The organism is Bradyrhizobium sp. Kon37, assembly GCF_055807535.1.
This window is the reverse complement of the sequence record NZ_JBVVOY010000032.1, coordinates 54,852-65,543: the sequence shown is the minus strand read 5'-3', so window position 1 is coordinate 65,543 and position 10,692 is coordinate 54,852. Positions and strand designations below refer to the sequence as shown.

Genomic DNA, 10,692 nt, shown 5'->3' with positions numbered 1-10,692 from the left:
ACCATCATCACCAGCCAGGTACCGATCGAAAATTGGCATGAGATCATCGCCGACCCGACCATCGCCGACGCCGTCCTGGATCGGCTCGTCCACAATGCTCACCGCCTCACACTCAAGGGAGACAGCATGCGAAAGATCACTGCGCAGCGCGCCAATCTTGACGCAGCCAAGAAAACCTGACCCAACTCCTCATGCCGGCAACGACACTCCGGCCGCCTTCGTCGGAACAGGTGGCCGCCTTCGATCGGAATGCATGGTCGCGTTCAATCGGAATCCCTGGCCGCAATCCCCGGAATCCGCACGGAATTCGCATCGACCCGGATTCGCTCATCGGGCCGCAGGCCGGGGAGCGACCGCTCGTCATCGAAGGCGCCGGCGGGCTGATGGTGCCGCTGAACCGTAGCCCACTCTACATCGACATCTTCGAGCGGTGGCGGCTTCCCGTCGTGCTCCGCGCCCGCACGCTACTCGGGACCATCAATCACTCCCTGCTGCCGATTGAGGCGTTGCGAAAGCGCCAGATCGACATTCTTGGGATCGCATTATCGGGGGAAAGAAATGCTGAAACTGAAAGCGCAATTTGTGACATCGCGCGGGTGCGTTGGTTAGGCCGGCTGCCCTGGATTTCTCCTCTGACGGCAGACAGCCTACGGTCGTCTTCAAAGACTCGTTCATTTCCAGCGACTTCCAGCCATGAAGCCAAACAACAGGTGGCCCATCTGGCATCCATTCGCGCAGCATGCGCTTCACAAGAGATGACCAAGGTTGTGCGTAGCGACGGTGCTTATCTCCACACTGCGGATGATCATCGAATCATAGATGCAGTCGCATCCTGGTGGGGGCGTCACTCACGGCCATTGCCATCCGCAGATCGTGAGCGCGATTCACGAATAGGCCGGCAAATTGAAGCGAGTCATTTTCGCCGGCTACACGCATGATCCGGCCGAGGAGGTCGCTCGGCTCCTTTTGAAACTCATAACCCAAGGCTTGGACCATGTGTTCTACTCGGACAGTGGCTCAGCCGCTTGAAGTCGCCCTTGAACATGGCACTCGGCTATTGGCACAATAGAGGCAAACAGGGAACACGCATCGTTGTCAAGCACTCCCATCACGGCGACACGTTCGGCGCGATGTCGATTGGTGCCCGCGGTGTCTTCAACGCGGCGTACGGACCGCTCCTGTTCGACCTGACCTCAATGCCATTCCCTGCGAGCGGTCGTGAGCAGGCAACGCTTGATGTGCTTGAATCAGCATGTCGGCACGAAAATCGCGCAGCCCTTATTGTCGAGCCTGGTGTTGAGGCAGGCGGAATGCTGAGGTACCCAACTTGGGTGCTAAGTGAGATGAAGCGGATCTGCGAGGCGTCGGACGTCCTGTTCATTGCCGATGAGGTCATGACGGGCTGGAGCCGCACCGGAACAATCTCGCCTGTGAGCAGGCCAATGTTGTGCCAGATAGAGCGTGCTATTCAAGGGCCTCACGGGAGGGGCGCTGCCGCTCGCTGTGACACTGTGCTGGCCAGGGATTTTCGATGCTCATTACTCGAAAGACCGTACGCACATTCCTTCACTCGAGTTCGTTCACGGCAAATCCGCTGGCCTGTGCCGCCGCCAAGGCTAACCTGGAACTGTGGAAAGACAGGTCAGACGCATTGCTGCGCTCGCAACCATGCAAGAGCAGGCAATTGAACCATTCCGCGGCGATCCGCGCTTTGCAAACGTTCGCCGTAGCGGCGCCATCACAGTGCACTCGATCTGAAGACGAAGGATACCGGCCATTGGCAGGCGTCGGCCCGAAGCTTCACGCCTTCTTTAGGAGTCTGAGTTGTCGTCGGCTTCCGGAACGAGTTGAGAGTGCCTTGCCATAAGGTGCCGAAATGGACGATGGTTACTCGCATGTTACGTTACTCTATGCCGACCGGCTCGGCCGGTGGACGCCGACGCCGCCCGATCGGGCTTCGAACGCTATTCCGGCGGCAGCACAAGGCGATGCCATCGCAACATCCTGCCGTACTCGGACGATCAAATGCATACAGCTAGTTCATTGCGGGTTTGACTCGCGGGAGACCTGACCGCGGTGGCATTCCAAGGACGAGCTGAGACAGATATGGAACGCCGCGAACAGTCGAACGGACCACTAGCGCGATCGCAACAATTGCCGCCCCGAGCAGACCCGCGATGATCAACCGGCTCGTGAGATCCCAAAGTTCTCCGAGCTGTATGAAATCCATTAGACGGAACACGGTACCCTGGACAAGGTAGAGCAGCAGCGTGGTCTGGCCCAACTCCATAGCTATAAAGCGGGCGATTCGGGTTGAGTGGCTAAAGCGCCAGCATTGCAGCAAGAGTTCGATGGCGATTGCTGAGGCAGCTGCAGCGCCAACAAACATCAGAAGCACGTCTTTGGCCGACCGAAAATCGTGAATTAGTCCAAGATTATTGTAGACATAAGTGTCCTTGCCCCAGGCTACAAAACATACGCAAGTCAAGACCGAGAGAAATAAAATCAAGAGCGGCTTGTGAGATCGCGATGTAGTCGTCCATCGTTCGTTCGATTGAGCAAACAAGAATCCCAAGCAGAAGAACGGGTAAGTGAACCTGATCAAGGGTGATATGGAGAACGTCAGAGGAACGAGTGCAATCAGTATCGCTGAGCCAGATATGACCAACGATCGGTGGCTCAGCCTGGTGAGTATCTTGATGAGAAGGTAAGAAACAAACGTGGCCCAGATGAACCAGTATGTGCCGGCAAGATCGTCTACAAATTCCAAAAGTCCGGTAGTTAGGCTGGTCGCGCGCCACAATGCCGCTGACTTAGCTGTCTCCATGAGCGCCCACCAAAACAGCATGGGCAGTAAGAGCTGCGTCGCACGGGCGATGGCGGCCTGAGTGAACGACTTCTGCAGCAACGATCGAGAAGAAAGATAGCCGCTTATCGCCATAAAGAGTGGCATGTGAAACATATAGATTGCTTTGTAGTACGGCGAATACCAAAAGCCGCCGTCTCGATAGATGACATACTGGATCAGGTGCCCAACGATTACCAAGACAATGAGCGCACCTTTCGCGAAATCTAAGCTCAGATCTCGATCGCTTGCCCCGGTCGTGCGCGAGCTCGGGGCCATTATTCCAGTCACGCGTTGCAATCTATCAAACATCTAGATATCTGTTGTTGATGAGCCGGCGGCCCGTTGTCCGCTTCTTCTGCCTCATTTTTGGTTGAGACGAAAGGTGATGGTGGGAGTTTTTGGAAGGGCAACAAGCTCAACTGGTTAGGCCTTGAGGAACTAGCCGTGGGCCGAGCATCTCTGTACGCCTCAGCAAACTGTGCGGTAGAGAGCCGATATTTGGTTTGAGACGCTGGGCTAGCAGTGCGGGCACGGCATGCTAGTTGCAGACGCGGCTCTGGGAGGAAGACTGTCGCACTCAGTCTCCCACTCAGCCCGACGCATCTCGGACCCGGCAGATGCGTCGGGCTTCTTCGGTTCGCCCAGCATAGTCGACATTTGGTCCCGTCGACGCCGGGGTGATCAAGCTAACGGGGCGTCTGATAGCTGAACTCGATCACGCCAACTTGGGGCTATGGCATCGGGCTGGGGGGCACACGGATATCGGTGCTCCGAGTTGTGGAGCAAAAGCCGAGGACCAACGCTTTTGAATTGAGCTGCTCGTTCGGCTTCGTGCAACTCACGCCTGAACCGCGCTTGCCGTGACGACTTTTGTCGTAAAGCCGCCGCCGCAGTGATTGCTGCCGCATTTATGGTGTAAACGGCTCGGCTGGATCGCAGCTGCGGAATGTCTACGGTCCTGACAAAGTCCGCACCCGTGTGATGGACCCGTGCTCATGAAGGCCAGGCGTGAAACGGGCTGCGCGTGTGGAGTACCATCTCTAGCTGAAGCTCGTCGCTTATGTGCATCCGGGGGAGGCCTGGTTGATCGTACTTGGGCGGATGACCAACTGCGTTCGAGCAACATGACCTAATACTCCAAGGAGCCCAGATCTAACGCAGGAGTGCGTGAAAGAGCACGGTCAGATGCGCGTGCGCGACGTCGCCGAGGCAGGCTTCTCGATCAATATCAGCTGAGCTTGGCGTGGGGATGAGGCGGTAGATCGCAGCGGCGGGCGGACTCTCCTCACTTGTGGACTGGCTTAGATGCGATCGTCATTCAATAACTCGTCGCGCAGCACTTTGAAGGCCTACTACACCATTCGACTCCGCTCCGCCAACGAGGTCGCCTTCGGCGGACCTAGGGGGCTCCACACTCACGTGTTGCGGACCAAGCAGGGAGCAAGGCGTTCTTCGCGCACCAGCGACTCAGCGGATCACAAACAGCGCTGGCGTTCAGGCGTTAGCTCCACATTATTGCCTCACAACCCCTGACCGTTTCGGCGCGAAGCAAGGGCCGACGCCAGTGTCGTTGGCGGCGATGCTGTCGCTAGGACCAGTGTCTCTCGTGTGCCGGCAGGTTAGCTTGGTCGGGTCAACTTCAAGGTTTCAGTCAATGACTCCTCGAATATATCGAGCCCCTGTTCCAACGTTTCTTCGGTGATCGTAAGTGCAGGCAGGAACTTGACAACCTGATCCGTCGGTCCGCATCGCTCGATAATCAATCCCTTCACAAATGCTCTCCGTGACGTCGCCTCTGCGATCTCGCTCGTTTTGCAATCGAAGCCGCATACCATGCCGCGTCCACGAACGGCAAACTCGTTTCCGTGCTGATGCGCGATAGCATCGAGTCGACGCCGCATAAATGCACCCAAGCGTTGGATCTGTTGCGAGAACGTCTGGTTGCGCCAATACAGATCCAATGCCGCCTTGCCAGAAACGAGTGCAAGGTTGTTTCCGCGAAATGTTCCCGTATGCTCGCCTGGTTCCCATGCGTCGATCGCTTCCTTGATCAAGAGCATCGACAATGGCAAGCCGTAACCACTCAGCGATTTCGACATCACGACAATGTCTGGCGACAACGCAGCGAACTCGAAGCTGAAGAACTCACCTGTGCGACCACAGCCCATTTGGATATCGTCAACTATGAAAATAGCTCCGACTTCTTTTGCCAAAGCCTGCATTGACTGCAGCCATTCCTTGCCGGCGACGTTAATGCCTCCCTCTCCTTGCACGGTTTCGACGAGAATGGCGGCTGGAAGATCAGTACCACTGCTCTCGTCCATTAACACCTTTCGAACGTAATCCGCCGGACTGTACGAGGAGCCAAGATACCCATCATAGGGCATGAAAGTTGTGCCGGATAAGGGAATCCCGCTGGCTTTACGGTAAAAGCGGTTACCGCTCGCGGCTGTGGCTCCCAAGCTTTGGCCGTGATATCCGTTCGTGAAAGAAATGACGTTGTGACGCCCTGTGATTTTACGCGAGAGCTTTAGAGCTGCTTCAACGGCGTTAGCTCCTGTAGGCCCGGTGAATTGAAAGCGGTAGGAAAGATTCCGTTCCCGAAGAATAACAGAGCTAAAGGTCTCCATGAATTCGACTTTTGCTGGAGTGGCCATGTCCAAGCCGTGGACGACCCCGTCCGACTCCAGATAGTCGCTGATTGCTGCTTTGATCTGCTGATTGTTGTGGCCATAGTTTAGCGTTCCAGCGCCAGACAGAAAGTCTATGACCTTTCGGCCGCCCTCTGTGAACATAATTGAACCGCGCGCCCCATTGAAGACAGCAGGAAAGGAACGTGAGTACGCACGCACATTGGACTCTAGCGTTTCAATTGTCTTCATTCGGCTCCCCTGTGTACTCCAACCATGCGGTCGTCGCGTCGACCAGACAATCTGCCCGATGAAACAACGCGGGCCAACATCGTGCAGGACTGGCAGGCCATGACCGCGGGTTCCGCGCCTCTCGGCATCGTTTGGGTTGCGCGTAGCGCATCTAAAAATCAGCTCCAACGGGTTACCTGAGAACCAGGCGGAACAAAGCTACCATCTCTAGTAGCTTCGTCCCCATCCAGCGACGGCCCCCGTGTTAAGTCATCTTTCGCGAACAGGTTTACCTAGCCGCGCGGGAAGACGTTGCGCATGCGTGCGGTACCTTGCGTCAGGATACCGCGAGCCGGAAGCGACATGCTCAGGCCACGGTCTCAGGGACTAGAAGGACACGCCCGCCGCCCGACCGGTTTTGGCCTTGCGCTTGGTCGACACAATCGCCGGGCAGTCGTCGGCGTGGATGGATTCGGCAGCAAAGGCATGGCTTGAGATCGAATCTGCCAGCGGCACTTGTGTTGCCATTCCAACGGATGCGTAGGCTTCCGGTGCTTCAGTCCGAAGAGTTGCTGGGATCGAACCGAATTTAGCGGATCTGGCGGTGCAAACCGTTCGATCCGCCAGCATTCGATCTGCCAACATACGTCTTTGCGGCTTCTCGGAATTCCGCAGCGAACGTCTTGACAAACTCCGTGATGTTGGCCGCGATCGCCGCCTCCTCTTCCCCCAAACTCGGCGGCCGGATCCGTGGCACTTTCGCGCCGAACTCAGCAATGGTTGTCGCACTCAAGATCGCGCGCTCCTGCGTTAACGCGACGAGCGCTTCGGCCTCGTCGGATTACGCGATCATACGGGAGGCATGTTGTCAGGGGCCCGGACTAGCAAGTGCTTCAACCAGACGTCGAAAGTGCGACAACAGCGACAGGAGTGCGGCTACATCAAAAGGTGATGGTCGCCACTGGCGCGGGGTAAGCACGAGCAAACGCGCGTTGATCGACATCGTGAGCGCCGCGCGGGCGCGGCTTGGTCCAGATTGCTTGCCCCGCTTTCAGGCGTTTGTTCCGGGACGGTGCTCGCGGAGTACTTCATCGACGCAGGCCATCAACTCCAGAGGGGGAAACGGTTTAGCGAAAAAGCCGGTCACGCCGGCGCTCAAAGCGCGGGCTCGCGTGCGATCATCCGCGAAGGCAGTAATCAAAATGAATGGCGCAGCGTGGCCTTGGGTCCGCATCTGTTCCAAAAGTTCAAAGCCGCTCATCGTGGGCATCTGCACGTCTGCAATTACGCAGGACGTGCTGTTCAATTGAGACGACTCCAGGAATTCCTCGGCCGAAGCAAACGTATGAACGATGTGGCCCTGTGATTTCAAGAGGTTGTTCAGCGCGACACGAATTGAAGGATCATCGTCGACAACGGAAATAGTGTTAGACAAGACCACCCGTCCTGGTTGGGCGAAGGCACTGGCCGAAGCATGGCGGCCAGCTGAAGGGTGCGCGTGTACGAAGAAATTGTAAAATCATACTTAGGTTTGTACTCTGAAACGGTCGGTCCCAATTCCCAGCCTCTCCGCCATTCTAATCAAATCGGCTAGTGATCGAGCACCCATCTTCTTCATCACGTGCCCCCGGTAGATTTTGACTGTAATCTCGGCAAGCCCGAGTTCCGCGGCTACCTGTTTGTTCAAGAGGCCCGTGGCGACCAGTCTCAAGACATCCTGCTCTCGTGGACTTAGAGCCTCGAACAAGGACTGCAGCTTCGTGACAACCTTGTCTATAGCTCGTCTCTTGCGATCCTGTTCGATCGCTGCGACCACTCCATCGAGCAGTTCCTGATCGCGAAACGGCTTGCCGAGAAAATCGATTGCTCCATTCTTCATCGCTTTGACGGTCATCGGAATATCGCCATGAGCGGTGATGAAAATAATGGGAATGTGAACCTTCAGTTTGGCTAATTCAATCTGGAGCTCCAGCCCGCTCAAGCCCGGCAGTCTGATATCAAGCACAAGGCAGCTGGGAACATCAGGAAGCTCGCTCTGGAGCAGTTCTTGGGCCGATCCGAAAGCAACAACGTCTAGACCGATCGAACGAAACAGGTTGACGAGCGATTCGCGCATTGAGAGGTCGTCGTCGACGACCAACACGCTCGGTCTCACCTCCGGCCCTTCGACAGTTGCGGCTTGCTTCCGCGGTTCAGAGCGCTTGGTCACGATAAAAGCCTCACTTTTGCAATCGTGGTAGAAGTTCCGTGGAGCCACGACCAAAGGTTGCTCGTGGCGGCCTTCTCAGGAGCTTTCGCGCAGTGCAAATCTCTGAGATCTTCCAGGTATGCGAACGGCCAGCCGTTTGCGTGCGTAAGACATTATCACGAAAGTCTAGCAAAAAGGGCCCGAGTGGTCGAGAACTGGCTTCCGTCTGTCCGCCGTCCCGTTGGAACGGCCCGGCGGCATTGATCAAATCAATCAGCAGCCAAGTTGAGGCGCTCGCTCTAGCTGGCGGCGGATGCCGCTTGGCATCCCCGTTCAGGCGCATGAGGCGTCGGCGGACTCTCGTTAAGCGGCCGGATCAAAATGCCCGCCGCCTCGGTAGCTGCACGCGGGGGCGCGAGCTGAGCGAATTGGGGCCAATGTGCCTGTGCATGCGCCGATCCCGCCGGCGTTGTTGAGATCGGCATGAGGCGTAGACTATCGCACCCGCAGTAAAGAAAATGGACATCAGAACGAGTAGCAGCGGCATCAGCACATAAATTCTTTTTTGCGTCGTCAGAGCGCCTGTGAGTTGCGTCTTTAGCGAGCTTGGGAAAGCACCTTGCATCGGTTTCGTACAACCTGACGCATGGTGCGATTCAAGTCCTTTCGGTCGTGCTTTGTAGGAAATGTAATCATCTCGAGCTGCGGGGGCGCCCACGTTCGTGCGTCCTGCCGATTGCTTCGCTGCTCGTATCCGAAGATGATGTGTGTAATTCAAATGGAGAGGGCGCATTCGCGGGATTGGCGGGCACCATAGGTGCGTATCGAGCACGCTGATTCGAAGCTTAGCTCCTCAATGCCGCAGTATAGGGCTGAAACTGGCTCGAGCGGTCCGCTTGGAGCAGCCGCCAACCGCCCACTAGCTCATCAATCTTCCGACGCAACTCATTAAGGCGGCCCGGCGCACTCCTTTGAGAAGAAGTGTGCCGGGTTCGCCCCACATCGCCAGTACATCCGTGGTGATGGTGTCCCAGATGATGTGACCCGCGTGGCAAAACTGAGACTCGTTTAGCAGCCAAAGTAGATGGTGACTCCCTGCTACTTCACACAGACGGGAAAGGCTTGAATCGTACGTAGGGTCACGTTGTACATGTCTTTTAGATTGATCGAGTTAGCATCTCTCGAGCCGACTAGGTGGAGTTCGTAGTTGGCAAGTTAGATCTGTCGCAGCGCGACTGGGACGAGAAGGCGTTCCGCTGTTCTCCAGTGGCTGGGATCTCCAGTCGGAGGGTTTCGGAAGCTTCATGCGGTGTTTGGAGTCGTCCGTTGGCCTGCGTCCTGGCCCCGGGTGGTCGAGCGTGAACGAGATCGTCTTAACGGCCCACTGTCGTGCTGACATTGCGGGGTTGTTCGCCAATCCAAGGCTGGTGGCCGGCCTTGGTCAGGGCAAGGAACACGTCGTTCAGGATCGCAGCCGTCTCCGTTCGAAAGGGCTATCGAAGAAGGGCTCGCTGGAACCCAGCTTGTAAGGAGCGTCGCTGGGTTTTAGGCAGCGCACCCATCTTCGTCGAGGAGATGACGGATCAAAGTATGTGCCGATCCGAGATTGCCCACAAAGCGAACCTTGTGCTCTCCTCATCCGAAGCCGGTGAACGCGCATTGCAAAACACCATTCGTCGGCGCAATCGACTTTCAGTACGATCCGTCCTGGCTTGCCTGGGAGCATGCGCTGCCCGTGTCGCTATCTCTGCTCTGCGTGAGGGACCGCTATATCGGTGCCGCTGTCGTCGCCGTTTCCGACAATCTCCTGCCCGACAGCATGCCCATCCGCCATCGTATGGCGGAGCGAGTCCACGCTCAGGGCATCGACGCTTACAACCTACTCATTGGTGTCGGACGGGACTGCGTCGGTCCATTGCAATTCCTGCCGGACGGCATCGAACCCGGCCGCTGCCGGGGCTGTTGACGGCAGACCCGTTGACGACGAGAATCGCCCCGCTTCTCGGCGACCTTTGCATCGGCTCTCCTTGAGCTTGGTGAGGACGAGGACTTTCGGATCTCGATCGCCGGCGCCCAGGAAAAGACCGCGCTCTTGTTCTGGAAAGGGCGTTGGTACAAGCCGCTGGCGACTACAGCCACGACGCACATTCTCAAACCGCGGATTGACCGACTACCGAACGGCCTCAATCTTTCCTACAGCGTCGAGAATGAGTTCTTCTGCCAGCTGACAGCAGCTCTCGGACTTCCGAGCGCCGCCATCGCGATCGAGGAGTTTGAAGGCAACCGTGTGCTCGTGGTTGAGAGGTTCGATCGCCGCTGGACCGGCGACAACCGTCCCCTACATTTGCCTCAAGAGGATTGCTGCCAGGCTTTGTCCGTGCCGCCGCCTTGAAATACGAATCAGAGGGCGGCCCGGTATTCCAGCTATCTTTAACCTTTTCGTGGCAACCCAGCGGCATCACGCAGCTTCGGGCGCTCCAGCCGGGCGAGTTGTTCCTCTTCAAAGTAGACGTGCCAAACAACTTCATTGTTAGTGGCGGCATTTTCGGCCACACGTCAATCGAGCCGCTGTCCTTGGCGTGGGAAGCCTTCGGCTTGAGTCGCTCTATCGCGAAGGACTCCTTCCGCGCCGGCGCGCTGCGTAGTCCGGAGCCGCCGCCCGGGCTCGAGCTGCGCGCAGGGCTGCGCTCGATCGACACGATCGGGCTCTAACATACAGCTTGCGTCCGTTATATTGTGCTTGCTGCGGGCTCTCTTTGGCGGCCATGATCCGGACCCTGCAGCGAATTTTGTGA

General features: G+C 57.1%; 10 protein-coding genes and 2 pseudogenes. 6 read left to right on the top strand and 6 right to left on the bottom strand.

Features of this window, described 5'->3' with window-relative positions:
* The 3 genes and pseudogenes from AC0L3J_RS33785 to AC0L3J_RS33775 all read left to right on the top strand — a co-directional run.
* Window positions 1-180, top strand: a 180-nt coding sequence (locus tag AC0L3J_RS33785) for an ATP-binding protein (protein ID WP_473349939.1), incomplete at its 5' end; no start/stop codon positions are given.
* Window positions 181-281: 101 nt separating this feature from the next.
* Window positions 282-697: pseudogene (gene bioD, locus AC0L3J_RS33780) on the top strand (ATP-dependent dethiobiotin synthetase BioD); the annotation flags it as partial.
* Window positions 694-1,816, top strand: a pseudogene (locus AC0L3J_RS33775) (aminotransferase class III-fold pyridoxal phosphate-dependent enzyme); the annotation flags it as partial. The pseudogenes bioD and AC0L3J_RS33775, both read left to right, overlap by 4 nt.
* A gap of 219 nt (window positions 1,817-2,035) precedes the next feature.
* Here AC0L3J_RS33775 and nolL read toward each other — a convergent pair.
* From nolL to AC0L3J_RS33745, 6 genes are all read right to left on the bottom strand, one after another.
* Entirely contained in the window at window positions 2,036-3,157 is a 1,122-nt protein-coding gene (nolL, locus tag AC0L3J_RS33770; protein ID WP_326952109.1) for a nodulation factor fucose acetyltransferase NolL, read from the bottom strand.
* A gap of 1,310 nt (window positions 3,158-4,467) precedes the next feature.
* Window positions 4,468-5,730, bottom strand: coding sequence for a diaminobutyrate--2-oxoglutarate transaminase (gene ectB, locus AC0L3J_RS33765; protein ID WP_473349938.1), 1,263 nt, complete (start codon window positions 5,728-5,730; stop codon window positions 4,468-4,470).
* Between the two features lie 366 nt (window positions 5,731-6,096).
* The gene (locus tag AC0L3J_RS33760; protein WP_231189053.1) at window positions 6,097-6,237 is read right to left on the bottom strand and encodes a hypothetical protein; all 141 of its coding nucleotides are present in this window, start codon (window positions 6,235-6,237) and stop codon (window positions 6,097-6,099) included.
* A gap of 61 nt (window positions 6,238-6,298) precedes the next feature.
* Window positions 6,299-6,502 carry a hypothetical protein gene (locus AC0L3J_RS33755; RefSeq protein ID WP_473349937.1) on the bottom strand — a complete coding sequence of 68 codons (204 nt, stop codon included), beginning with the start codon at window positions 6,500-6,502 and terminating at the stop codon, window positions 6,299-6,301.
* A 258-nt stretch (window positions 6,503-6,760) separates the two neighbouring features.
* Window positions 6,761-7,150 carry a response regulator transcription factor gene (locus AC0L3J_RS33750; protein WP_473349936.1) on the bottom strand — a complete coding sequence of 130 codons (390 nt, stop codon included), beginning with the start codon at window positions 7,148-7,150 and terminating at the stop codon, window positions 6,761-6,763.
* 84 nt (window positions 7,151-7,234) lie between these two features.
* Window positions 7,235-7,864 carry a response regulator transcription factor gene (locus tag AC0L3J_RS33745; protein ID WP_088941395.1) on the bottom strand — a complete coding sequence of 210 codons (630 nt, stop codon included), beginning with the start codon at window positions 7,862-7,864 and terminating at the stop codon, window positions 7,235-7,237.
* Between the two features lie 1,681 nt (window positions 7,865-9,545).
* On the opposite strand from AC0L3J_RS33745, the gene AC0L3J_RS33740 reads away from it, so the two are divergent.
* The 3 genes from AC0L3J_RS33740 (at window position 9,546) to AC0L3J_RS33730 (ending at window position 10,609) form a co-directional block, all read left to right on the top strand.
* On the top strand, window positions 9,546-9,863 hold the full coding sequence (locus AC0L3J_RS33740; RefSeq protein ID WP_456766021.1) for a HipA N-terminal domain-containing protein: 318 nt from the start codon (window positions 9,546-9,548) through the stop codon (window positions 9,861-9,863).
* A gap of 126 nt (window positions 9,864-9,989) precedes the next feature.
* On the top strand, window positions 9,990-10,289 hold the full coding sequence (locus tag AC0L3J_RS33735; RefSeq protein WP_246648954.1) for a HipA domain-containing protein: 300 nt from the start codon (window positions 9,990-9,992) through the stop codon (window positions 10,287-10,289).
* Window positions 10,286-10,609 carry a hypothetical protein gene (locus AC0L3J_RS33730; protein ID WP_473349935.1) on the top strand — a complete coding sequence of 108 codons (324 nt, stop codon included), beginning with the start codon at window positions 10,286-10,288 and terminating at the stop codon, window positions 10,607-10,609. Before AC0L3J_RS33735 ends, AC0L3J_RS33730 begins: the two co-directional genes overlap by 4 nt.
* Window positions 10,610-10,692: the final 83 nt, after the last annotated feature.